General features: G+C 49.5%; 19 protein-coding genes and 10 tRNA genes. 8 read left to right on the forward strand and 21 right to left on the reverse strand.

The features are described 5' to 3' along the window. Nucleotides 1-33: 33 nt before the first annotated feature. The 4 genes from ACQ76X_RS14985 to ACQ76X_RS15000 form a co-directional block, all read right to left on the reverse strand. On the reverse strand, nucleotides 34-972 hold the full coding sequence (locus tag ACQ76X_RS14985; RefSeq protein ID WP_038596443.1) for an ABC transporter permease: 939 nt from the start codon (nucleotides 970-972) through the stop codon (nucleotides 34-36). Continuing rightward, nucleotides 969-2,018, reverse strand: coding sequence for an ABC transporter permease (locus ACQ76X_RS14990; protein ID WP_438494846.1), 1,050 nt, complete (start codon nucleotides 2,016-2,018; stop codon nucleotides 969-971). Before ACQ76X_RS14990 ends, ACQ76X_RS14985 begins: the two co-directional genes overlap by 4 nt. Beyond that, on the reverse strand, nucleotides 2,011-3,573 hold the full coding sequence (locus ACQ76X_RS14995; protein WP_438494847.1) for an ABC transporter ATP-binding protein: 1,563 nt from the start codon (nucleotides 3,571-3,573) through the stop codon (nucleotides 2,011-2,013). The genes ACQ76X_RS14990 and ACQ76X_RS14995 overlap by 8 nt, the downstream gene beginning before the upstream one ends. 108 nt (nucleotides 3,574-3,681) lie before the next feature. Beyond that, nucleotides 3,682-4,818, reverse strand: coding sequence for a BMP family ABC transporter substrate-binding protein (locus tag ACQ76X_RS15000; RefSeq protein ID WP_438494848.1), 1,137 nt, complete (start codon nucleotides 4,816-4,818; stop codon nucleotides 3,682-3,684). Nucleotides 4,819-5,145: 327 nt separating this feature from the next. Between ACQ76X_RS15000 and ACQ76X_RS15005 the strand changes: the two genes are divergently transcribed. The 6 genes from ACQ76X_RS15005 (at nucleotide 5,146) to ACQ76X_RS15030 (ending at nucleotide 10,563) form a co-directional block, all read left to right on the forward strand. After that, nucleotides 5,146-5,601 (forward strand): cupin domain-containing protein, encoded by a 456-nt coding sequence (locus ACQ76X_RS15005; RefSeq protein ID WP_438494849.1) that lies wholly within the window; start codon nucleotides 5,146-5,148, stop codon nucleotides 5,599-5,601. After that, nucleotides 5,586-5,894: a helix-turn-helix domain-containing protein gene (locus ACQ76X_RS15010; RefSeq protein WP_438494850.1), complete on the forward strand. Its 309-nt coding sequence runs from the start codon at nucleotides 5,586-5,588 to the stop codon at nucleotides 5,892-5,894. Before ACQ76X_RS15005 ends, ACQ76X_RS15010 begins: the two co-directional genes overlap by 16 nt. Before the next feature lie 310 nt (nucleotides 5,895-6,204). Next, nucleotides 6,205-8,436, forward strand: coding sequence for a helix-turn-helix transcriptional regulator (locus ACQ76X_RS15015; RefSeq protein ID WP_438494851.1), 2,232 nt, complete (start codon nucleotides 6,205-6,207; stop codon nucleotides 8,434-8,436). A gap of 345 nt (nucleotides 8,437-8,781) precedes the next feature. Continuing rightward, nucleotides 8,782-8,994: a hypothetical protein gene (locus ACQ76X_RS15020; protein WP_438494852.1), complete on the forward strand. Its 213-nt coding sequence runs from the start codon at nucleotides 8,782-8,784 to the stop codon at nucleotides 8,992-8,994. Between the two features lie 51 nt (nucleotides 8,995-9,045). Then, a complete protein-coding gene (locus ACQ76X_RS15025; protein WP_438494853.1) occupies nucleotides 9,046-9,897 on the forward strand; it encodes a TolB family protein in 852 nt (283 codons plus the stop codon). Between the two features lie 63 nt (nucleotides 9,898-9,960). Continuing rightward, nucleotides 9,961-10,563 (forward strand): class I SAM-dependent methyltransferase, encoded by a 603-nt coding sequence (locus ACQ76X_RS15030; RefSeq protein ID WP_438494854.1) that lies wholly within the window; start codon nucleotides 9,961-9,963, stop codon nucleotides 10,561-10,563. 484 nt (nucleotides 10,564-11,047) lie between these two features. Here ACQ76X_RS15030 and ACQ76X_RS15035 read toward each other — a convergent pair whose 3' ends face one another. The 4 genes from ACQ76X_RS15035 to ACQ76X_RS15050 all read right to left on the reverse strand — a co-directional run bounded on the left by ACQ76X_RS15035 (nucleotide 11,048) and on the right by ACQ76X_RS15050 (nucleotide 16,440). Next, nucleotides 11,048-12,646, reverse strand: coding sequence for an extracellular solute-binding protein (locus ACQ76X_RS15035; protein ID WP_438494855.1), 1,599 nt, complete (start codon nucleotides 12,644-12,646; stop codon nucleotides 11,048-11,050). Between the two features lie 104 nt (nucleotides 12,647-12,750). After that, on the reverse strand, nucleotides 12,751-13,644 hold the full coding sequence (locus ACQ76X_RS15040; protein ID WP_038596468.1) for a carbohydrate ABC transporter permease: 894 nt from the start codon (nucleotides 13,642-13,644) through the stop codon (nucleotides 12,751-12,753). Between the two features lie 24 nt (nucleotides 13,645-13,668). Further along, on the reverse strand, nucleotides 13,669-14,607 hold the full coding sequence (locus tag ACQ76X_RS15045) for an ABC transporter permease (protein WP_231578519.1): 939 nt from the start codon (nucleotides 14,605-14,607) through the stop codon (nucleotides 13,669-13,671). Nucleotides 14,608-15,006: 399 nt separating this feature from the next. Then, complete coding sequence (locus tag ACQ76X_RS15050; RefSeq protein WP_438494870.1) at nucleotides 15,007-16,440, reverse strand: MATE family efflux transporter; 1,434 nt, start codon at nucleotides 16,438-16,440, stop codon at nucleotides 15,007-15,009. Nucleotides 16,441-16,565: 125 nt separating this feature from the next. On the opposite strand from ACQ76X_RS15050, the gene ACQ76X_RS15055 reads away from it, so the two are divergent. Next, a complete protein-coding gene (locus tag ACQ76X_RS15055) occupies nucleotides 16,566-17,447 on the forward strand; it encodes an AraC family transcriptional regulator (RefSeq protein ID WP_438494856.1) in 882 nt (293 codons plus the stop codon). A 199-nt stretch (nucleotides 17,448-17,646) separates the two neighbouring features. Here ACQ76X_RS15055 and ACQ76X_RS15060 read toward each other — a convergent pair whose 3' ends face one another. Next, nucleotides 17,647-18,027 (reverse strand): MerR family transcriptional regulator, encoded by a 381-nt coding sequence (locus ACQ76X_RS15060; protein WP_438494857.1) that lies wholly within the window; start codon nucleotides 18,025-18,027, stop codon nucleotides 17,647-17,649. Between the two features lie 154 nt (nucleotides 18,028-18,181). Here ACQ76X_RS15060 and ACQ76X_RS15065 point away from each other — a divergent pair, with 154 nt between their 5' ends. Continuing rightward, nucleotides 18,182-19,102: an aldo/keto reductase gene (locus ACQ76X_RS15065; protein WP_438494858.1), complete on the forward strand. Its 921-nt coding sequence runs from the start codon at nucleotides 18,182-18,184 to the stop codon at nucleotides 19,100-19,102. Nucleotides 19,103-20,159: 1,057 nt separating this feature from the next. Here the strand turns inward: ACQ76X_RS15065 and ACQ76X_RS15070 are convergent. The 12 genes from ACQ76X_RS15070 to ACQ76X_RS15125 all read right to left on the reverse strand — a co-directional run bounded on the left by ACQ76X_RS15070 (nucleotide 20,160) and on the right by ACQ76X_RS15125 (nucleotide 22,602). Next, complete coding sequence (locus ACQ76X_RS15070) at nucleotides 20,160-20,996, reverse strand: hypothetical protein (RefSeq protein ID WP_438494859.1); 837 nt, start codon at nucleotides 20,994-20,996, stop codon at nucleotides 20,160-20,162. Further along, entirely contained in the window at nucleotides 20,986-21,525 is a 540-nt protein-coding gene (locus ACQ76X_RS15075; RefSeq protein ID WP_438494860.1) for an RNA polymerase sigma factor, read from the reverse strand. Before ACQ76X_RS15075 ends, ACQ76X_RS15070 begins: the two co-directional genes overlap by 11 nt. A gap of 147 nt (nucleotides 21,526-21,672) precedes the next feature. After that, a tRNA-Leu gene (locus tag ACQ76X_RS15080) sits at nucleotides 21,673-21,751 on the reverse strand. A 35-nt stretch (nucleotides 21,752-21,786) separates the two neighbouring features. Further along, nucleotides 21,787-21,860 (reverse strand) — tRNA-Cys (locus tag ACQ76X_RS15085). 7 nt (nucleotides 21,861-21,867) lie between these two features. After that, nucleotides 21,868-21,942: transfer RNA gene (locus tag ACQ76X_RS15090), tRNA-Gly, on the reverse strand. Nucleotides 21,943-21,946: 4 nt separating this feature from the next. After that, nucleotides 21,947-22,021: transfer RNA gene (locus ACQ76X_RS15095), tRNA-Gln, on the reverse strand. 19 nt (nucleotides 22,022-22,040) lie between these two features. Continuing rightward, nucleotides 22,041-22,116: transfer RNA gene (locus ACQ76X_RS15100), tRNA-His, on the reverse strand. A 46-nt stretch (nucleotides 22,117-22,162) separates the two neighbouring features. Next, nucleotides 22,163-22,238 (reverse strand) — tRNA-His (locus ACQ76X_RS15105). A gap of 24 nt (nucleotides 22,239-22,262) precedes the next feature. Beyond that, nucleotides 22,263-22,336, reverse strand: a tRNA-Trp gene (locus ACQ76X_RS15110). 5 nt (nucleotides 22,337-22,341) lie between these two features. Beyond that, a tRNA-Tyr gene (locus ACQ76X_RS15115) sits at nucleotides 22,342-22,427 on the reverse strand. 5 nt (nucleotides 22,428-22,432) lie between these two features. Further along, nucleotides 22,433-22,508 (reverse strand) — tRNA-Thr (locus ACQ76X_RS15120). 18 nt (nucleotides 22,509-22,526) lie between these two features. Next, a tRNA-Phe gene (locus ACQ76X_RS15125) sits at nucleotides 22,527-22,602 on the reverse strand. Between the last annotated feature and the right edge of the window lie 22 nt (nucleotides 22,603-22,624).

Genomic DNA, 22,624 nt, shown 5'->3' on the forward strand with positions numbered 1-22,624 from the left:
CGCTCCCTTGTGTGTGTATATGTGAATTCTGAATTATTTCGTGGTCGTAGTTTTTATTTTGCGGTTCTTCTTCCGGGTCTCGGAGACCGCGTAAATCACCAGGCCGATGACCGTTGCCACATAAGGAAGCGTCGCAATCAGCTCCGCCGGGATCTTCAGCACCTGGAGCGCATTGGATAGCGCATCAGCCGCCCCGAACAGGAGTGAGGTAAGCGCCGTTCCGACCGTTGTGCTCCGGCCCATTGATTCTGCCGCAATAGCAATCCAGCCCCGGCCTGCAATCATATCGCGGGTAAAGAGCGACAGATAACCCATCGACATATAAGCGCCGCCCAGGCTGGCAAAAAATCCGCTAAGCAGCAGAGCCGCATATTGAATCTTGATCACACTGACACCAACCGACTGGGCTGCATGCGGGTTCTCCCCTACGGAACGGATGCGCAAACCAAGCGGTGTACGGTTCAGCAGGTAATAGACGATCAGCACAGACAGTATAGAGAAGTAGGTCAGGATATGGTGACCCGAGAGGATTGGGCCAAGCACCGGGATATCCTTCAGCAGCGGAATCTGCACACTCGGCAGCACCTTGCTCGCCAGGGAGGTGGAAGAACCCTTGTCCCCGCTGAGCAGATACAGGATAAATACCGTCCCTCCGGATGCGAACATATTGATCGCCACACCGCCGAGAATGATATGCGTCTTGAATCTCAGGGTGAAAAAAGCCAGAATTCCGGCGATGATCGTCCCCGACAGCACCGCACCGAGCAGCCCTATCCAGGCACTGTGGCTATAGGCACTTACAATAACACCGGCCAAGGCGGACACCAGCATGATCCCTTCCATCCCGATATTGATAATACCCGCCCGGTTTGAGATCAGCGCCCCCAGCGCGGCGAACAGAATTGGCGTCGTTACACGCAGCAGAGAGAACGCGAAGTCCGTGGTAAAAATAACATCCAGCAGGCTGTTCATGCGTTATTTTTCGCCTCCTTCAGCAGCATCCGGTTCTTCCAGAATTTCAGGAACTGTTCAGCGGAAATCAGCAGAATAATGACAGCCTGGATGATCGAGATCATCTCGGAAGGTACATCGGACAGGCGTGCCATCAGATCCGCTCCAATACGGATATACGCAAGGAACAGCGCCGAGGCGATCACGGACAGCGGGTTATTTTTGGCCAGCATCGCAACAAGTGCACCGTCCATACCGTAACCCGGCAGTGAGGTCCACTGGAACCGGTTGTACATCCCCAGCACCTCCACCGATCCGCCCATTCCGGCGATAAATCCTGCAATCAGGTGGACGAGGATAATGACCTTGGCGGTCTTCATTCCCGAGTAGCGGGCAAACTCCCGGTTCACTCCGGTCATCCGCAGCTCATAGCCCCACTTGGTTTTGTAAAGGAACAGATGGGCGAGCACAATAAGCACCAGCACGATAATAAGACCGGTATGAATCCGGGTTCCCTGAAAGATTTTATCCAGCTGCGCCGTCTTCTCGAATTTAAAAGAAACGTTGGCGAATGCCTTGGCATCACGAAGATGATAGTTGAGCAGATACAGGCCAATCCCGAACAGGATATTGTTGAACATTAAAGAGGTAACGAGTTCGTTGGCATTCCACTTGGCCTTGAGAATTCCGGGAATCGCCGACAGCAAAGCGCCTACAATCGAACCGGCTGCAATCGCCACAAGCGGATGAATCCAGCTGTTCAGGGTCAAATGGATCGCCAGCACCAAGGTCACTACCCCGGAGAAATAAAAGATTCCTTCCGCACCAAGGTTGAACATATTGGCCCGGAACAGCAGGGAGACGGCCAGACCCGTGAACATCAGCGGAATGGCCATCTCGATCACGTTGCCGATATGCCCTTTCGTCGATATAGGCTCCCATAAGAAAATGCCAATCGTCTTGAGCGGCTGGTCACTGACCAGCGAGATGATCATAAAGGCGATGACCAGTGCAATCAATATGACCGCTGTTGTCCGGATTGCCTCAAAATATTTGACTTTAAACATGGTTTTCGGCCCTCCCGGTGTGCTGCTTGTCCTGCCGGTTGATCCCCAGCATATATAGTCCGAGCTCCTCTTCGCTGACCTTAGAAGGCTCATCGAAGCAGGCAACAATCTGACCTTCATACATCACGAGCAACTGATCGCTCAGCTCCAGAATTTCATTCAAGTCCGCCGACACCAGCACAATGGCACAACTGCCGGAACGCAGCTCCAGCAGCTTCTGGTGAATGAACTGGGCCGCGCCGATATCCACGCCCCGGGTCGGCTGCTCGGCAATCAGCAGCTCCGGACCGGTCGAACATTCCCGCGCCACTACAACCTTCTGCATATTTCCTCCGGACAGCATGGCAATCGGCTGCTGCGGTCCTGAGCAGCGCACTTTGAACTCCTCCACCAGTGACGCGGCCAGGCTGGCAATTCTGGAGCCATGCAGAAGAGGGCCTTTATTCATATCCTTGGAGCGGTAACGGGTAGAGATCAGGTTATCGGAAATGCTGGCCTCCCCGGCTGAGCCCTGCCGCATCCGGTCCTCTGGAATATAAGAGACGCCCAGGCTGCGGATGTCACGGATATCTGATTCACGGATCTCCGTCCCTTTCACCTTGACAGATCCGGTACAAGACACTCCGCGAAGTCCGCCTGTCAGAGCCTCAATCAGCTGCGACTGTCCATTGCCTTCCACACCGGCGATTCCAACAATCTGCCCTGCGCGGACAGAGAAATTAATGTCTGACAGCAGCGCCTTGCCCTGACTGTCATGGACACCCAGGCTCTCTACAGAAAGCACGGAGTTCCCAAGAGCCACGTTGTCCTTGTCATATTTCAAGACCACATCCCGGCCCACCATCAGCCGTGAAATTTCCTGCTCCGTTACATCCTTAGTCTGAAAGACACCTTCGCTTCTGCCGCCGCGCATGATCGAAATCCGGTCGCAGATCGCTTTGACCTCCTTCAGCTTGTGTGAAATAAACACAATCGTATGACCCTGCTCCCTAAGCTGCTGCAGCTCATGGAACAGCTCTTCCGTTTCCTGCGGAGTCAGAACCGCTGTCGGCTCGTCCAGAATCAGAATTTTGGCACCGCGTACCAGTGCCTTCAGAATCTCCACCTTCTGCTTCATGCCGACGGTAAGATCCTCGACCTTGGCTTTGGCATTCACCGCAAGGTTATATTTACGCGCCGTCTCTTCGGTCAACCGCACGGCTTCGTTGTAGTTGAAGCTCACGCCTTTGCGCGGCTCCATGCCAAGCACCATATTCTCGGCTACGGTAAAGGACGGCACCAGCATGAAATGCTGATGGACCATGCCAATGCCCCGGTCAATGGCGTCCTGGGGAGATTGCAGCTTCACCTTTTCACCCCTGATGTAGATCTCGCCTTCACTCGGCTCTTCCATCCCGAACATAATCTTCATCAGGGTCGATTTGCCGGCCCCATTCTCTCCCGCAATCGCATGGATCTCTCCTTCACGCAGAGAAAAGTGAACGTCTTTGTTTGCAACGACGCCATTTGGATATACTTTGGTAATTCCCCGCATTTCCAGCAGAGCGTTCTGCATGGGTCATCAACGCCTTTCAACTTAGGTGTCTGCAAAAATAGGCAGCTGGAAATCTTCTTGCGGAAGAATTCCAACTGCATGAGTTAACATGTTAAATCTTAAATACGATTAAGGTTTAACGGCATTACGGATAGCTTCAACTTCCGAGGTTTCCATGCCCATTGCATTGTCTACAGTAATCTCTTTGTTGATGAGCTTCTGCTTCACTTCTTCAACTTTGGCCTGCAGGTCAGCCGGGTAGACGCTTTTATAGATCTCGTTCTCTGCAATGCCCACGCCATCTTCCACAAAGCCGAGCACATCACGTTTGCCCATTTCAAGCGTTCCGTCCTGCAGCTTCTTCACTGCTCCAAGAATGGCACTGTCGATCTTTTTTATCGCGGATGTAACGATCAGGTTGGCTTTGTCGTTGTCTGTATCTTTCAGCAGCATTGCTTGGTCGGAATCGACACCGATGGCATATTTGGTCTTCTCTTTGGCAGCATCGAAGATTCCAAGACCAGTTCCGCCCGCTACGTTGAAGATGATGTCCACGCCGGAGTTGTATTGAATCAGCGACAGCTCTTTCCCTTTTGCCGGATTCACGAAATCACCCGCATAGGATACCGCTACCTTCACCTCAGGATCAACATATTGCGCGCCCTGAATGTAACCTACCAGGAAAGCATTGATTCCGGGAATATCCATTCCGCCTACAAACCCGATGATGTTCTCCTTATTCGCATTCGGCATATCGGATTGCGTAGCCAATGCTGCTGCCGCACCAGCCAAGAAGGATACTTCATTGGTGGAATAGGACATGTTGTACATATTGGCAGGTGCTTCTTCGATGTCCGTGTCATAGTTGATGAATTTTTTATCCGGATTGGCTTCAGCCGTTGCATTGAACATCTCTGTAATTTCCGATCCGCCTGAAATGACAACATCCCAATCCTCGGCGGCGATATCGTTAAACGTAGGCTCCCATTTCGTCTTGTCGGTTCCCATTTCTACAACCTTGGTTTCCGCACCAAGCTCATCCTTCACCTTCTGCAGACCATTATTGGCCGCATAAAAAAATGATTTATCTCCAAGCGTTCCCGGAATCAGCAGCACGACCTTGAGCTTGTCCCCTGCAGCCGCTTCTCCGCCTTCTGCATCATTTGCGGAATTTGCTGTATTTCCATTGCCGGACGTATTATTTCCGCAAGCCGTGACAAGTACCATTACCATGAGCAACAATAAAGCAAGAACGTTCTTTTTCATTTTTTTGTTCACACCCCTGTTTGTAGTTGGTTTACCTTAAAGAAATGGCTGAATGTCCCAATTGCACGTTTTGTGTTATAGCGATGACCCCGTTGAGTTTCGGCAAATTCATAAAAACTATGAAAATTAGTGAATTACTTTCAAAAGCAAACATTACTTGGATACAAATCTTGAAAAACCGAGTAATTTCCGAACGATATGGCCAGTCTGGTTGCGAATCTTCGGTTTAATTGATACGATCATAACAAATAAGGTAGCAAATATTTATATGGATTCGGTCAGGTTTTTGCACGATTCGGCTAAATGACAGAATAACGGAGGATCACAATGGATCGAGTCCTATATATTGTAAGTGCAGATCATGAAGCTAATACTTATATCCCTCCACATCAGCATGAATGCTTCGAACTGATTTATTACATCCAGGGGCTTGGTTCCTCAAATGTGGGGACCCGCAACTATCATTTCCGGCCCTATTCGTTCGCGCTGATCCCGCCCAACTTTAAGCATGATGAGAAACATACGCCGGAGGCGGATGTTCTGTTCGTAGGGTTTATCTGCGGCCATCCGAATCTCCGCGCTTTAGCCGGAGTCTATGACGACGACAAGGATCAGACCGTGCTGCAGATCATGCTGCGGATGAAAGAGGAGTTCTCCCGCAAACGGGATGGCTACACCGAGCTTATGAATCTGCAGATGAGTGAGATATCGTTCATCTGCTGCGGCTGCTTGGCACGGGACATACGCCATCTCCTTCAGAGGATCAGATGCAGTATGTTCTGAACTATATGGACGAGCATTACCGCCATAAGCTTTCGGTTCAATCGCTCGCAGAAATGTCCGGCTACAGCTATGACAGGTTCCGGCATTTATTCAAGGAAAGATTCGGGCATTCTCCGCTCCGTTATCTTCTGTTAAAGCGGATTAATTATGCGAAATCACTGCTGCTTCATACCCAAATGCAAATCGCTGAGGTTTCAGCTGCTGCAGGGTTTGTAAACGATGCCCAATTCTGCAATATGTTCAAAAGAGAAGTCGGCCTCTCCCCCCGGACCTTCCGGAAGAAGAGCAAATGAAATAAAGATCAAAAGACAGGAAGCGATTTAGCTTCCTGTCTTTTGATCTTTTGGTCTGATGGAACGAAGCACTTTTACAGGGTGTAACGCTCACTACCCGTAGCCCAGCTCCTTTAGTTGGGCAACCGCCGTGTCGAGTAGCTTTTGTACACAGATATTGGATTTGTTCACTCCCTGACAATTCATCCTGTTCACTATTGTAATCTTGCTCTACTGTTCTGTTCATAGGGTGAAGTTTATAATTATACTGTGAACAATATAGAGAGGGCTTATTATCGCCAGTACAGACAATGAAGTCAGGGGGATGTCAATGAGACTGAATAAGATTGGCAACAAAAGAGCACTGTACAGCAAAATATTAGTCAGTATGACGTTATGCGTGTCCTTAACCTTCCTCGTCTCCACGATCATTTATTACAACTACTATATTGGCGTCGAAAAGACGCAGGCCTTCCGCTCCGACCTTAGCGACCTCACCAAAACAAGCAGAGAGGTTGTAAACATGAACGATGCTGCACAATCGCTTTCCTTTCAAATCTACCGTAACAGCACCGTCTCCAAAATTGTACTTTACGACAAGCCGGATATTTATGACATCACGGCTGCGATGTCGGAGCTTGGCAATTATTTAAGCTCGATGCCATACATTGAATCCATTTATGTCTATAATCCGAAAAGCGAAAAACTCTACATTGCCTCCTCCAGCGGACAAAACGGTGTATTTACCGAACAGGAGCTTGTGGATAAGAACATTCTGGGCATCCTGAACCACTATGAGGAATACAAGCCGTTTATGCCGATTCCGCGGGTCTATTCCAATGGTGCCGAGGAGGACGATCAGGTCCGGGCCTATACCTTTCTATGCTTTGATGCCATCGGCTGGGACCGGGCGATTAATTCGGCAGTGATTGTGAACATCTCCGCACCCTGGATCAACAAAGAGATTACCAGTCCTGTAGATTCCAAGAGCTCAACCTTTATCCTGGCAGACCATGGCGCCTTCCTGTCCAGCAACAGCCTGGAGCAGCAGGAACTTTCCCCGGACGAAACCCGCTGGATCGACCAGAAGGTCAAGGGCGACTCCGCAGGTTATTTTATCGGCAAATTTGCTGGAGAGAACTCACTGATTTCTTATACCGCTCCGGATGCTTTAAGCTGGCAGTATGTGCGGATCACGCCGTATGACATCATCACCGAGCAGACCGACAACATCCGGAACGCTACCCTGCTCATTGCAGTCATTATTCTGGTGGGAGGCATCGGGCTGTCCTGGATCATGTCCAAAAGACTGTATCTGCCCATTCACAGGATCGTCAGCGAGATGAATATTCTCGAAAGCGAAAAACGTGACAGCATGTTTATGATTAGACAAAATACGGTGCGCGATCTGGTGCTGGGGTTAAAGCCGCTGCAATCCATGCAGCAGGTGGAGAAACTGAGGCAGCTTGGCATTCATTTCACGTTCAATGACGATTACCGCCTCATCCTGCTGCGGATTGACAACTATAATGAATTCAGGGAAGCCAGATCCTCTTATTTGCTGGCCTATAAATTTGCCATTATGAACATCGCTTCGGAAATCTGCGGCCAGACCTATCGTGTGGAGACCGTGGATATGAATGATGACGGGATACTGGTGCTGCTGAATATTATTGATCCGGTAGAATACACCGATACAGGGCTGATCGAGACGCTGCTGCGGCAGATTCAGCAGGCCTGCTCCGATTATCTGAAGGTGAGCCTCACCCTTACCTACAGCCATATTGACCGGAATGCCCTGCAGCTGCATCAGCTTTACAAACAGGTCCGGGAAGCTTCAAATCACCGTCTGTTCTACGGGCATGGCTGCATCATTAGCGCCCAGGCCGTTAGCAGCCTGCAGGCCAATACCTACCACTATCCGACCGAGAAGGAAAAGAAACTTATCGACGCTCTGATGAGCGGCAAAGTGGAGGACGCCCAGGAGCATTTCAGCGCCATCCTCCGGGAAGCGGAATCCTATCCGTTCCATACCGTGCAATTAGCATTGTCCAGACTCAGTGTGACGATCAAAGAAATCATCAGTACCGTCCAAAAACGTAACCGTTTACAATGTGATGGGACATCAGGGCTGCCCGCTCTGGATTCCGTAGAAACCGTTGCTGAGCTGGAAGAAGCCTTCTTCGTGCTGTTCAGTGAAATGCGGGAGCAGCTCGCTGAGAAAAAAAGCTCAAAGCAGCATGATCTGATCCTCCTGATTAATCAGAAGATAAACGAGAATTATATGGAGCCCAACCTTAGCCTGAACCAGATCGCGGACGAACTTGATATGTCCCCGATCTATATCAGCCGGCTATACAAGCAGCAGACCATGTCCAGCATCGTGGACATCATTCTGGAGGTGCGCATGCGTGAAGTATGCAGCCTGCTGGCGAGTACCGATCTCCCGGTAACTATCATCGCCGAGCGCTGCGGCTTTACCAGCAGCTCCTACCTGCACCGGATGTTCAAGCGCACCTTCGGCACCACCCCCACCGATTACCGGCGTTCCAAAAACGCGTGAAAAAAGGGGGCTGGTCCTGCTCGCATCATTAAACTATATAATTTGAACTTTAGACTTACTGAACCGGCATAGAACGCAACTGCGGTGAATGTTTGGACTTCCGGCCGCTGTTGTCTACAGATTTCTTGATTTAACCCGCTATTTGCGGTAGAAATCCGTAGACAAAGGCGGTCGCTACCGCTCCTACAGTTCCAAACTTCCCCTCCGCTGCTTTTGCCTCTAGGTAGTTCTTTAGTTCAACTTTTATAGCGTGCAGTATCACGCAACAAATTTCTTCCAGTATACGTCTTAAATGTAACGAGGTTCCATTCCTGATTGTAACCAGAACTCGAGGAGGCGATTCAAATGAAGAAAACCCAAATCATCAAGCTGGCCATTGTTCCGGCGTTGCTGATGACTCTCGCTGCCTGCAATACAGATCAGGCTGGAAACAGAGATGTCCTCCAAGAGCCGGTGAATACTCCAACAGTCAGTGACGATGCCGGTAAAGAAGCAAGCGGGCCCGCTGTTTCCGTGGCAAAAATTGACCGCTATGAGAATATAGCCATCTCCGGCTGACTGGATGAAGATACTGTTGTTATTTCAAAAGAAAACGAAAATTCGGGCAAAATGAGCCTGGAAGAGCTGTCAGATTCCTACCCCAAAAGCTTGTATCTATACCATTTGAAGACCAAGCAATACGAATTGTTAAAAGAACAGAAGGATACGTTCCTGGGCAACGCTGTCTTATCCTCCGATAAGAAGCATCTGCTATATAGCGAATTCTCCTTAGGCGATCCTGTTTTTCATGTGATGGACCTGGATACTTTGGATTCCTTCGGCATCACGGGCGAGCCAATCGGAGGGGCTCTTAGCGCCCGCTGGGCCGATAATGAAACAGTTATTGGCCCTGCCTACAGCGGCGGTGCCTTTACAGCAAGTACCTCTGGGGAGATCGCAGCGGTGCCTGGGTTAGAGGGGGAACCCCTGTTTAGTGTTCAAAAAATGAAGGATAAAATTTATTACATTCCCAGTTCTGCTGGATCATTACAAGTACTGGATCTAAATACAAAGGAAAAGGCAAGCTTGAATCTGGATCAGGTCAGCGGAATATTCCCGTCGCCGGACGGAAAGCAAATGCTGGTGTTACAATATAAGGAATCCCAACAAACACTGATCCTTTGCGATGCAGACGGGGGAAATCAAAAAAACATCGCGGAAGGCAACGAGCTTGGCGGCATTTCATGGTCACCGGATCAGCAGATGATTGCCTACAGCCTGAAATCCGAGGTGAACGGCACAACTGTTTATAGCCTTTATCTCTACGATCTGTTAACCGGTAAGTCCACTCAGATTGCGGGTGATCTCAAAAATCTGACAACTGTTTGGAGCCCTTCGGGCAGCGAACTGGCCTATACTGAATGGAGTGAGAAGCAAACTAACAGCCGTATTGTCCATTTAACGTATGTGCCGCAAAAATAGATGGAGCTGACGGAGAATTGGCGATTCATTTCTGAACTTACTACATTACAAGGTGGGAGATCGGTGGAGAAGCAGAAGCTAATACGTATCTTTGATAAGCAGGCAAACCAATATGATAACAAAAGAGAAGATCCGCAACAAAAACGTTGGCGTCAACAGCTTTTAAGTCATGCGAAGGGCGAGGTGCTTGAGCTTGCCGTGGGGGCAGGTGCGAATTTCCCGTTTTATCCTCCAGACATAAAGGTTACCGCAACTGACTTTAGTGAGGCGATGCTAGAGAAAGCAAAACGGGCGGCACAACATCACCATATTGAGGGTACTTTTATTTGTTCGGATATTGAAGAAATGAGCTTCTCCGATCATTCATTCGACACCATTGTTTCTACGTTATCCTTCTGCAGTTATGATAATCCATTAATGGTGTTGAATAAGATCAACCGCTGGTGCAGACCGAATGGGCAAATTCTTCTCATGGAGCATGGGATCAGCTCTAACCCTGCGGTTTCTGTTGTCCAAAAAGCACTTAATCCGCTGTTATATCGTGCTTATGGCTGTCACTATACAAGGAACATTTTAGGACTGATTACAGAGTCGGGTCTCAAAATTAATAAAGTGGAAAGCTACTGGCTTAACATGGTTCATCTGATTTGTGCGAGCCCGAGATAGTATTTGCATTAGCTACCGCTGTTTTTTTATCGGTCTCAGTCTAATTCTTTGATCCATTTTCGGTTATCCATTTTCGGTTCCTGTTTTTAATTTCAGTTTTGTGGTTACACTTTACGCTGTCCGCGAAGTTCCCGCTACATCGAGGCAGTCTCCAAGTAAAACCGGAGACTGCCTCCTCTCTTCTACTCTCCTCCCCCTTGCCCCGAAAGCCGTTGGCAAGGGGCTTGTGCCGCCTCAATGAACTTGGAGAACCACCATTAAGGTGAAAGCAGCGGAGGGGAAGTTTGGAACTGTAGGAGCGCCAGCGTCTGCCTTTATGTTTGGATTTCAACCGCGATCAGCGGTATAAATGAGGAAATCCAAACATAACAGCGGCCGAAAGTCCAAACATTCCACGCAGCTGCCCAGCACCAAAATGCCCTTCCCCTTGAGCAAGGCGCAGCAAAAAGCCCCGCCAGCCATAGGCTTTCGGGGCACCTCTGCACTACTTAATCTCTTTCTCCGCCACATAAGCGTTCCACTGCTTCGTCCATTCGGCCTGGATCTTCTCCAGCCCGGCTTGCTTAGCCTTCTGCATAAAGGTTTCCAGCCCTTTATCAATATCATCCACTAGACCTGCCTCAAGCGGGAAGAGGTATTGCTTCTCCACTTGCTCCAGTGCCGCTTTTTCCGCCTGATATGAGGAATAGTCTTCCGCAAAGCCCAGAAACAGGTCAGGCTTCTGAATTTTGTCCAGCTCTTCGAAGATAGCCTTCACACCATCAAAACCTTTGTCGAACAGCATGAATTCCGGATTTCTCCACGCCCAGCCGTTCATCCCCTCACGGGAGAAGCCATTGGATTGGCTGGTGCCGACCAGTTTGTAGTAGCCGTCTTCCACGGTGTAATTCTTGCCTTCAATACCGTATTCCGTCAACTGGTTATACCGTTTGTCCAGGACCAGCTTCTGATAGAAAGCGAGTGCTCTTTCCGGATTTTTGCTGTTCTTGGGAATGGCAAAACCATTGTGTATCGGATGTACCGGTGTAGCATAACCTGTGGTTTTCCCGAACGGATAATAGCCCAGCTCCCAATCGGGATGTGTCGTGCTGATCTTCATCTTCATGTCATTATAGCGTGTCGGATTATCCCCGAACATGCTGGCCGCTTTGCCGGACGTGACCGGGTCCTGCATCGTGTCTTTGATATTCAGCACGTTTTTAGGAATGAAGCCTTTGTCTGCCCAGCGTTTCATCGTTTTCAGCTCTTCTTTTTGCTCATCGGAACCCCAGTAGGTGTATACGGTAGCAGGAGATTCATACTTCACACCCATACCATAAGGCAGCGCTCCAACCATTTTGTTCAGCTCGGTATAAATGTAATGCAGATTATTGCCGATATCGCTGTTGAGGGACATAGGCATCATATCCGGCTCGTTTTTGGCAATGCCGTCCATATAGGCCTCATAGCTGGCCAGATCGGTGGGCTGTGGAAGATTGTATTTCTTGCGCAGATCCTCCCGCCATACGAAACCGTTGGTCACATACTCTTTATAAGTCGCAGGAACGGTATAGATTTTACCATCCACCTGCACATCTTCCCACATGGACTCAGGTACAAATTTCTGCAGCTCCGGGGCCGCCTTTGGCAGCAATTCATCAATGGCCAGGAACGCGCCGCGTTTCGCATAAGATTGGTACTGGGTCCAGTCCGCTGTAAAAATCAGATCAATCGCCTGACCGGAAGACAGCAGCAGCTTATATTTCTGGTCCCAATCCGTCCAGCTCGTATAGTTGAATTTAACGGTAGCATTCAGTTCTTCCTGAGCCATCTTGTTAATTTCCTCTTGAATCACCGGCAGATCCTTAGGCGCATCCCCAAGCATATAGAACTGCAGCTCCACCTTCTTCGAAGTGTCAATTCCGGTATCTGCCGGGGCAGCCGTGCTGCTGTCTGTTTTCACGGCTGTGCCTGCATTACCGTCTGTTTCACTGCTTGCGCTGTTGTTGCCGCTGTTATTGCCGCCACATCCCGCGAGCAGCGAAAGAGCCAGCGCAGCTGTCGTAAGCGTTACCAGTGATCTTCTGCCTGCTTTCTTTTTCATGATGAACCCTCCTAAAGTTTTGTTTGTCAGCACATCTATCAGAATATGACGCTATGTTAGCCGGATAACAGGCACACCGTAATGGCGTGCTCCACCATACGGTTCTAACCTTTTACAGCCCCGATCGTCAAGCCTTTTACAAAATAACGCTGGATGAACGGATACAGAAACAGAATAGGTCCAGTAACGACAATCGCCATCGCCATCTTGGTCGACTCGGTGGGCAGATCGGCTCCCAGGCTGACACCCGTACCGGCGCCCATGTTGGCAATGAATGCCGCTGAGTTGATTACATTATACAGATGGAACTGCAGCTGATACTTATGCGGATCATTGATGAACAGCGAAGACGAGAACCAGTCGTTCCAATAAGCCAAGGCAAGAAACAGGCCTACCGTAGCAATGCCGGGCATCGACAGCTGGAGCACGATCCGCCAGTAGATTTTGAAATCACCGGCCCCATCAATTTTGGCGGATTCGAACAGCTCCTCAGGAACGGCCGAACGGATAAAGTTCTTCATCAGAATAATCAGGAACGGGGTCATCAGCCCCGGAAAAATCAGCGCACCGTACGAATCAGTCAGATGCAGGTATTTGGTCATCATGATGTACCAAGGCACCAGCCCCCCGCCGAACAGGGTTGTGAAATAGATGTAGAAGGAAAACGTATTGCGGTATTTGAAGTCTTTACGTGCCAGCACATACCCGGCCATCGTCATAAAAAACAGCCCCAGCACCGTACCCGTCACCGTCGTAAACAGCGTAACGCCATAAGCCCGCAGTACCTCATCCGGGAACGTGAACACCGTCTTGTAGCCTTCCAGCGAGAATTGCGCCGGTATAAAATGATACCCATCCTTAATGATAGAATCATTGGCAGTCAAGGAAGCCGAAATAATCAGCAGGAATGGAATCAGGCAGGCCAGTGAACCTAATATGATTACGGTGTAAGCCAGCCCCTGAAGCATCCTTGTATAATGGTCGTCTTTGATATGCATGCTCTTTTCCTCCTATTGCACCTTTTAGAACAAAGCGTAGTCATCATTGATTCTGCGGATAATGTAGTTCACCGTCATGATCAGGATAAAGCCGAACAGGGATTGGTACAGCCCCGCAGAAGTCGCCATTCCGATATCAAAAGTAACCTTGAGTGACCGGAATACATACGTATCCAGAATGTCCGTGGTATTGTAGAGCACACCATTGTTGCCGATCAGCTGATAAAAGAGGTCAAACTGCCCTTTCATAATGCTGCCCAGCGAGAACAGCAGCAGCACAACAAAGGTCGATTTCAGCATGGGCACCGTGATATACCAGATCCGCTGGAAAATATGCGCTCCGTCAATTTTGGCCGCTTCATAGTACTCATCACTGATCCCCGTAATGGCCGCGAGGTAGATTACCATGCTATAGCCAAGGTTTTTCCAGAGATAGAACAAGATGATGAGAAAAATCCAGACGACCGGTTTATTGTAGACATCCACTGGACCGGCTCCGAACTGGGCAAGCAGTGTATTCAAGAAACCGTTATCATAATTGAACACATTGTAGACGATAACGCTCAGGATCACGAAGGAGACAAAATACGGCAGGAACATGATCGACTGGGTAAGCTTCTTGAACCATTTGACGCGCAGCTCGCTGAGCAGAATGGCACAGACAATCGCCAGCACGTTGCCCAGCAGGATAAACGCCAGATTGTAACCGATCGTATTGAGGGTAAGCTTTACCAATGTCCCGGATTTCCAGAGAAACTCAAAGTTTTTGAGGCCCACGAACGGTGCATCGAACAGTCCGGAATTGAAATCAAATTGGGTAAATGCATAATAGACTCCGACCATCGGAAAATACGAATTCACCAGAAAAAACAGCAGTGTCGGAAGCAGCATCAGAAAAAGAACACGGTTATGGATTAGCTCATGCAGAAATCCTTTTTTCTTCTTTTTCATGCCGGCCCCCATCTGTGATGACAGCTGACCCGTTCCCTTTAAGGGAAGCTCAATGGCTAGCGGCATTCCATTCTTGCGTTTGCGCTGTCTCAAAGCCTTCACTCTCCTATACCTATATATAAGTTGCAGCGGCGCCCGATTTTCCGCCTCCGCTTGGACACTCCAGCTGCGCTCAGCGGCTCCGTCCAATGTATGCCCCAAGTATAGGAGCCCCCCCTTCCGGCGAACAGTGCAGCTTGAGGGTATTCCTGCATTATGTTGCTAACCGTGCAGTGTACATTTCAGACTTTTGTGCAGAATTGTGAGAATTTGGACCTTTCCGGCGGCTTTGTGAGCACACAAATAACCCCCGGCTCCTCTTCGGATTGAAGATAGAACCGGGGGAATCGCGTCTTAAGCAGCTTGAACCTTTTATCCCTCCATCTTAAAAAGAACCTTGCTCCGCTTCCCGCTGCGTACCGGCTGCATCCCGGCGGCTTGCGCTTCAGCCTCACGCAGCACCTTCTGTCCCCGCCAGCGCCGCAGCACCAGCAGCCCTCTTGCCGCTTCATCGGCAATCATGCAGCAATAGATGCCCACCAGCCCCCATCCGGCGCTGATCCCAAACAGGTAAGAGCCGCCTACCCCGATCAGCGACATGGAGATGATGGAGACTACCATGGTATAACGGGTGTCTCCTATGGCATTGAGGCAGTTGCCCATGGCCATATTGAGCATTTTGCAGGGCTGCAGAATCAGATTCAAGGCAAGCAGTGATACGCCAATCGAGATAATCTCCTGGTCAGCAGTGAAGAAGCCCAGCAGCGTTCTGCCGAACAGAAACAGCAGCAGCACATTGGCACTTACAATGGCAAGCCCGATATAAAGCGTGCGGTACGCCCCACGGTATGCCTCCTTCATCTGCCGGGCGCCAAAGAGGTGGGCAATCTGAATTTGCCCCGCCATGGCTATGGCATATCCCAGCGTGAAGCAGAAGGATTCCAGCGTATTCAGATAGGTACGGGCCGCCAGCTCCTTGGCCCCAAGCAAGGCCAGGAATGAATAGATCGCCAGTTGTGACAACACCCATGAAGAGGAGTTCAGACCCAGCGGCCAGCTGATTCTAACAATCTCCCCGAACAATTTCTTGCTAAAGGTGCGGAAATCCCGCAGCCTGATTGTGCGTTCAAAAGCACCGCTGAACATATACAGCAGCACCACGACACCAAGCAGTCTGCTGACTATGTTAGACACGGCAATTCCGCCCAGCCCCATCTCGGGCAGCCCGAACATTCCGAAGATCAGGATATAATTCAGAATAATGTGGATCACATTGACGGCCACTCCTGTATACATCGGCCCGCGTGTATTGCCGGTATTGCGGATCGCCGAGCCGAGCGAAGCGGTCATTCCGACGAGAAACAGTCCTCCGCCGACATAAGTAAGATAGACATGTGCGAGTGGAATCAGACCGCCGGAGATATGAAGCGCACGCGCAATCGGGTCCGAGAACAGGAACAGGAGGATGCTGACCGCAAACCCCAGCACACTGCTGGCCGTAACCCCCATGATCGCTATCTTGCGCGCATCCTCATGGCTTCCCGAGCCGATACGCTGGGCAATCAGAATGCCCGCCCCGCCGGCAAAGGTTGTGAAGAGTGTGGTCAGCGCACCAAACAGCTGGTTTGAAATCCCAACTACCGCAACCGCATCATCGGAGATCCGGCTGACCATGATCGTATCCACTGTGCCCAGCAGCGTCTGCAGAAAAATCTCTATAAAAATCGGCCAGGCCAGCATCCACAGCCCAACTCTTCCACTTCCAGATTTCACTAATTCAACTCTCCCCTCACCGGTTGCACTCATAACATTCAGCTGCAACAAGCTTATAGATCACCTTGCTAGAAGTAAATTATAGGTGATATACTCTGGGAAATGTAGCAAATTCCAAACCTAAACTTTCATTTTTCAAACCTGCATCAAGGGGCTTAATGAGCCTGCTTCAATTTACCGGTCCACCCGTGCCTCATTACATCATCAGCGGTCTTGCCTATTTCCTGCCGGGATATATCCATATGAACCGCCAGCATATTCAGGTGTTTGATCTGCTGTTCGTCAGGGAGGGCTGCCTTTATCTCGGCGAGGAGGACCGCAGATACGAGGTCCGGGCAGGAGAAGCGCTGATTCTCCGCCCGGACTGCCATCACTTTGGAACCGAAGGCTGCCGGGAGGACACCTCCTACTATTGGCTCCACTTCCAGACCTCCGGCACCTGGAGTCCGGTTACCGTTCCTTCGGCCTCGTTAAAGGCAGAGGACACGGTTGATGAGTGCTCTCATTCCGCCCTGTTTGATGTCCGCACCTTCAACTTGTGGTTATCGCAGTACATGACACTGCTCCAGCCCGCCAGGATGGAAGAGCTGCTGGCCCAGCTGGAGCAGCTGAAGGTCAATGCCCACCTGGATTCAGTCCGCTTCAAGCAGCAGATTCTGTTCCAGGAGGTTCTGCAGCAGCTCTCCGCCTCCATGCACCGGGAGCAGACCGTCTCGTTAACCACCGCTTGTGCCGAGCAAGCCGCCTCTTTTCTGCGTGCCCATTACCGCGAGGAGATCACGACAGGTATGCTGGGAGACAGCCTAAATTTTCATCCGGTCTATATTGCCCGGTGTATGAACAGGGAGTACGGCTGCTCTCCTATGGAATACCTGCTCCGCTACCGCATTGAACAGAGCAAGCTGCTGCTGATGCAGACCAGCTTCCCCATCGCGCGGATTGCTGAAGAAGTCGGCTTCAACCAGGCTCCCTATTTCAGCTCCAGCTTCATGAAGCTGGAAGGGATCTCTCCGCGGCAATACCGCCAGCGCTTCTCCTGATGAAACGCACTGCTGCGGATGGGCGGGTATCCATGTGGATAGCCGCAGCAAGCAAACAAGCCACTATCCGTAGCTAACGGATAGTGGCTATGGATCAATCTCTATAGGTTGAACTTTAGATGCCGTCCCCCACCCGAATGGGTACATCTCCTCATCCCTTAATACGCAGCCATCGCTGACGCTGACTACCTTTGTAAGATTACTTGCAATCCGCCTTAGCCTCCTCCTCAAGCGAGGCAAAATACGCAATTTTATGATCTACCTTTTGCGCAAAGGTCTGGAAAAACTTAATCTTCTCATCAATATGCAGCTTATGATCCTGCAGCAATTTCCGCTGCTCGGGTAGTGAGCTATGTCCTTCCTTGGAGAGCGAGATAAACTGTTTGATATCGGCAATCGGCATCCCGGTATCCTTCAGGCAGCAGATTAACGAAATCAGCTCCAGATCCTCATCATGAAAACAACGGTTTCCGTTCTCATCCCTGGCAACCACGGGCAGTACGCCCTCTCTTTCGTAATAACGTAACGTATATTGGCTCAGACCGCTTTTTTGTGATGTGGTTTTGATGCTGTATCCCATGATAACAGCTCCCTTCTGCCGTTTGGCAATGGCTCCATCTCTAAAGTAACACCATTCGGGTTCTATTAAAAGCGCTTTAAAAATCTATTGACTTACAGTTAACTCTAAGGTCTACACTTTACTAGGAACCTTACATTTGAGGAGTGAGCAAACAATGGTAAAAAAAATTAAAGCAGGCAACAGCCAGCTTGAGGTCGCTCAGATTTCTTTAGGCTGCATGCGCATTGCCGATCTGTCTCCACAAGAAGCGGACGTGCATATTCACAGTGCCCTGGAGGCCGGAATAGACTTTTTTGACCATGCGGATATTTATGCCGCCGGTAAAGCTGAAGAAGTATTTGGCGACGTACTGGCCGCCAGCCCGGGCATGCGCGATCAGCTGATGATCCAGACGAAATGCGGAATCCGCCAGGGATTTTTCGACTTCTCCAAAGAGCATATTGTCCAGTCGGTGGAGAACAGCCTGAAGCGCCTGAAGACCGATTATGTAGACGTGCTCCTGCTGCACCGCCCCGACACGCTGATGGAGCCGGAGGAAGTGGCTGAAGCCTTTGATTTCCTAGAGCAAAAAGGTATGGTTAAGCACTTCGGTATCAGCAACCTCAACCCGCTGCAAATCGAGCTGCTCAAAAAAAATGTCAAACAACCGCTGCTCTTCAACCAGCTGCAGCTTAGCATTATGGTCTCAGGTATGATTGACGCCGGCTTCAACGTCAACATGACCAACTCCGGTTCAGTTGTACATGATGGAGGCATTCTGGAGTACAGCCGCCTGCATGATCTGACCATCCAGCCTTGGTCGCCGTTCCAATACGGCTTCTTTGAAGGTGTATTCCTGGGCAACGAGAAGTTCCCTGAGTTGAATGAAGTCATTGGCCGTCTGGCCGCTGAAAAAGAGGTTGCTGACACCGCCATTGCGATTGCCTGGCTGCTCAGACATCCGGCTAACATGCAGCCGATCGTGGGCACGACCAATACCCAGCGTCTGCTTGATATTTCCAAAGCGTCGGATATCACGCTGACCCGTCAGGAATGGTACGAGATTTATCGTGCAGCGGGCAATAAGCTTCCTTAACTTGTCCCATTTCTGGACCAGCCATAGCTTAAGAACACCTGTTAACAAACAAAGAGTACTCCAGAAGCCGCTTAAGGTTACCGGAGTACTTTTTGGTATTAACAACCTTTCTGAAATTATCATGCGGATCAACAGTGTACATAATCTGATTGACCTTTTTCATACACTGGGATATTTTATTTCTAAAGGATAAGTAGAACGGAGCTTGCAGATGGGGTTACACTATAAGGGGTTTCTGATATCGCTTCTGATTTTGTTGCCAAACATTCTTTTATTACGCTTTGCCCCACGATCTATTCCCAAATTAACCTCTACCTCTATTCTCTTTACGGTATTCGAACGGATTGGCCAAATCACTTGTTTTGTTCTGCCTATCCTCTATGGGCGAAAGATTGCAGAGCAACCTATAGACTATATAACACTTCTAATGGGGATCTGCCTCATAATTTACTACCTGTGCTGGATTCGCTTTTTTGGGGGCGGCCGAGAGTTTTCATTATTGTTTAAACCCTTAGGTCCTATCCCAATACCAATGGCCCTCTTCCCAATGCTGTATTTTATCCTTCTGGCATATTGGCTGCACTCTTATCTCTTTGTTGTCCCTGCCCTTATATTCACCATCGGCCACTTTGTAAATAGCTGGAGTGTATATATGCAGATCAGGAAATAGTATTACACTATATAGATTGAACTTAAGGTTTTAGAGTACAGGAGCAGTCGCAACTACGGTGAATATTTGGACTTCCGGCCGCTGTTGTCGTAAGAATTTCTTGGTTTTAACCACAATTAGCGGTAGAAATCCGAAGACTGCTTATGCTTTCGATGCTAGCTTTCCTTCGGAAAGCTTTCAGGCGGACACTACCGCTCCTCCAGTTCCAAAATCCCCCTCCGTTGCTCCTTTCCCTTATCTCAAGTTTTTAAGTTCAATCTATATATTCGAAATTCGGATTTTAAAAGCGACAGCTTTCGTTTCTTTAGCCTAGCGCACCCCTTCGCCGCCCTTTTCCGCCTTTGGCTTATCCCCATTCAAAGGCCGCTTTAACGACATAATAGCTTGCTATTCCGCCAGTGATAAATAACGGTGGGCCAAATCAATCAGCAATTGCTCCTCCATCCCGTGGAATTCGAAAATTGTCACTGTCTTATTTTTTTCTTCATGATAAAGATGCATCTCTTTCCACCCGGAATTGTGCGCTCTGATCAAGGCTACGTCCTCTCCAAACCCTTCAACAAACTTCCAGCTGGCCGGATAAGAATAAGACATGCGATCCGACTTCTTGCGCGGCTCGGGCTTGTTAAACAACGGAGATTTCCTCTCCTGAACGATATTATAATCTGTATCCTGCACCACAACGATGTGTTGCTGGCTGTCATTTTCGAAAATTTCCACAAAGCCTGGTCCGAGCTGCGTCACAACCTCGTCCTTGCCAGAGTTGTCTGCATAAGAATAGTGATATTTTACAAACCCTGCGCTTTCCGTCTTGTGCCAGCCTTCAAGCTGATCAAGCGACCTCAGCGGATAATACGCAAGCTTCTGCACCTCGGCAGCCGTTAATTTGTCTTTTTCCTTAAGTATCTGTGTGAAGCTATCCACTGGCGATTCCCAATCCGTCTCCTCTCCAATCACATCTGGAACGATATCGTCTTCCGGACTTCGAACCGTGAAATCCTGACTCCCCCAATCCAGATAGTTTTTCACATAGGAGTAACCGACAGCAGGCACAATGCCCAGGAATAGCACCACGGCCATCGCAACTATCGCCATCCTCCGCTTACCGATTGTCCGCTTGCCCCTTGATTCATGCCAAATTTGTGCCGCACTCAACGAGGTGTTTTTATTTTCCACCGAATCCTTCAGCGCATGTGAAATCCGGGTCTGCACATTATCTTTCATATAGTTTGCCTCCTTGAAAAAGTGCATTATCGCTATCCTGTTTCATCACGATCCTGAGTTTGCTTAACGCGGAATTCAACCTTGACTTGCATGTCCCCAGCGGAATACCCAAAACCTGCGCCGCCTCCTCCAAGGATAAATCCTGATAATAATGCAGTACGATAACCTCACGGCATTTTAATGACAGCTTGGCGACATGCTGCCAGACCTCTTGGCTGCTGTCCGGTACAAATCCTTGTCCCCTTGCTATATCAACCGCCTCCGGCATATGCTGGCCAAACAGCTTGAGCCATGTTTGCTTGCGCAGCATATTGCGTGTAATGTTCAGTGCGATCCGGTTAATCCATGGACGAAAGGGCCGCCCTTCATCATACAAATCGTATTTATTCATCACTTTAATAAAGGTCTCCTGAGTAATATCATCAGCCAGCGCCTCAGAGCGGGTTAATAATAAAGCCGTGCGATATACGTAAGCGGAATACTCATTGAATAGCTGGGTTAACTTCTCTTCTGTTATTTGTGTTTTCATCTCACCCCCCCTCCGAAATATGGCTTGTTGAATAACTGTCATAGTATATACACAGCGAGGCAGCTGTTTAGTTCGATTTTGCACTTAATAAATACACAAAAAAGCCCATTGATATAATATCAATGGACTTCTAAAGGTTGTAGTTGATACCGGCGAGAGGACTCGAACCTCCACGGTTTCCCACTCGATTTTGAGTCGAGCGCGTCTGCCATTCCGCCACGCCGGCGTATAGATGTAAAAAGAATCAGTTCTAAAAAATAATGGAGGCGCCACCCAGACTCGAACTGGGGATAAAGCTTTTGCAGAGCTTTGCCTTACCACTTGGCTATGGCGCCACAAAAATGGAGCGGACGACGGGAATCGAACCCGCGACCCTCGCCTTGGCAAGGCGATGCTCTACCGCTGAGCCACGTCCGCAAAATGGCTGGGGATATAGGATTTGAACCTATGCATGACGGAGTCAAAGTCCGTTGCCTTACCGCTTGGCTAATCCCCAATAACATTTTAGAAAAAAATGGGGCGACTGATGGGTCTCGAACCCACGAATGCCGGAACCACAATCCGGTGCGTTAACCCCTTCGCCACAGTCGCCATATGAAGCTGTTACTAACAATTTGCCAATCCTGTTTTAAAGAAATGGGGCGACCGATGGGTCTCGAACCCACGAATGCCGGAACCACAATCCGGTGCGTTAACCCCTTCGCCACGGTCGCCATATTAAGCTTTAAAATTTTCATTGGCAGGGGCAGCAGGAATTGAACCCACACCAACGGTTTTGGAGACCGTTGTTCTACCTTTAAACTATGCCCCTAAAGATGGTGGAGGCTGATGGATTCGAACCACCGAACACGTACGTGAGCAGATTTACAGTCTGATGCGTTTGGCCACTTCGCTAAGCCTCCACAGATGGTGCCGGCGAGAGGACTTGAACCCCCAACCTACTGATTACAAGTCAGTTGCTCTACCAATTGAGCTACACCGGCATATTCAGTTAAAGAAAATGGTGGCGCGGGAGGGAATCGAACCCCCGACACAAGGATTTTCAGTCCTTTGCTCTACCGACTGAGCTACCGAGCCATATAAGTTATTGTGCCATTTG

It is taken from the genome of Paenibacillus sp. IHBB 3054 (assembly GCF_051594305.1).
In the GTDB taxonomy this organism is placed as follows: Bacteria; Bacillota; Bacilli; order Paenibacillales; family Paenibacillaceae; genus Paenibacillus_AQ.

Bases quoted from the DNA above. Each gene is read 5' to 3' on its own strand.
- ACQ76X_RS14985 (WP_038596443.1), bottom strand. From the start codon at position 972: ATGAACAGCCTGCTGGATGTTATTTTTACCACGGACTTCGCGTTCTCT.
- ACQ76X_RS14990 (WP_438494846.1), bottom strand. From the start codon at position 2,018: ATGTTTAAAGTCAAATATTTTGAGGCAATCCGGACAACAGCGGTCATA.
- ACQ76X_RS14995 (WP_438494847.1), bottom strand. From the start codon at position 3,573: ATGCAGAACGCTCTGCTGGAAATGCGGGGAATTACCAAAGTATATCCA.
- ACQ76X_RS15000 (WP_438494848.1), bottom strand. From the start codon at position 4,818: ATGAAAAAGAACGTTCTTGCTTTATTGTTGCTCATGGTAATGGTACTT.
- ACQ76X_RS15005 (WP_438494849.1), top strand. From the start codon at position 5,146: ATGGATCGAGTCCTATATATTGTAAGTGCAGATCATGAAGCTAATACT.
- ACQ76X_RS15010 (WP_438494850.1), top strand. From the start codon at position 5,586: ATGCAGTATGTTCTGAACTATATGGACGAGCATTACCGCCATAAGCTT.
- ACQ76X_RS15015 (WP_438494851.1), top strand. From the start codon at position 6,205: ATGAGACTGAATAAGATTGGCAACAAAAGAGCACTGTACAGCAAAATA.
- ACQ76X_RS15020 (WP_438494852.1), top strand. From the start codon at position 8,782: ATGAAGAAAACCCAAATCATCAAGCTGGCCATTGTTCCGGCGTTGCTG.
- ACQ76X_RS15025 (WP_438494853.1), top strand. From the start codon at position 9,046: ATGAGCCTGGAAGAGCTGTCAGATTCCTACCCCAAAAGCTTGTATCTA.
- ACQ76X_RS15035 (WP_438494855.1), bottom strand. From the start codon at position 12,646: ATGAAAAAGAAAGCAGGCAGAAGATCACTGGTAACGCTTACGACAGCT.
- ACQ76X_RS15040 (WP_038596468.1), bottom strand. From the start codon at position 13,644: ATGCATATCAAAGACGACCATTATACAAGGATGCTTCAGGGGCTGGCT.
- ACQ76X_RS15045 (WP_231578519.1), bottom strand. From the start codon at position 14,607: ATGGGGGCCGGCATGAAAAAGAAGAAAAAAGGATTTCTGCATGAGCTA.
- ACQ76X_RS15050 (WP_438494870.1), bottom strand. From the start codon at position 16,440: ATGAGTGCAACCGGTGAGGGGAGAGTTGAATTAGTGAAATCTGGAAGT.
- ACQ76X_RS15055 (WP_438494856.1), top strand. From the start codon at position 16,566: ATGAGCCTGCTTCAATTTACCGGTCCACCCGTGCCTCATTACATCATC.
- ACQ76X_RS15060 (WP_438494857.1), bottom strand. From the start codon at position 18,027: ATGGGATACAGCATCAAAACCACATCACAAAAAAGCGGTCTGAGCCAA.
- ACQ76X_RS15065 (WP_438494858.1), top strand. From the start codon at position 18,182: ATGGTAAAAAAAATTAAAGCAGGCAACAGCCAGCTTGAGGTCGCTCAG.
- ACQ76X_RS15070 (WP_438494859.1), bottom strand. From the start codon at position 20,996: ATGAAAGATAATGTGCAGACCCGGATTTCACATGCGCTGAAGGATTCG.
- ACQ76X_RS15075 (WP_438494860.1), bottom strand. From the start codon at position 21,525: ATGAAAACACAAATAACAGAAGAGAAGTTAACCCAGCTATTCAATGAG.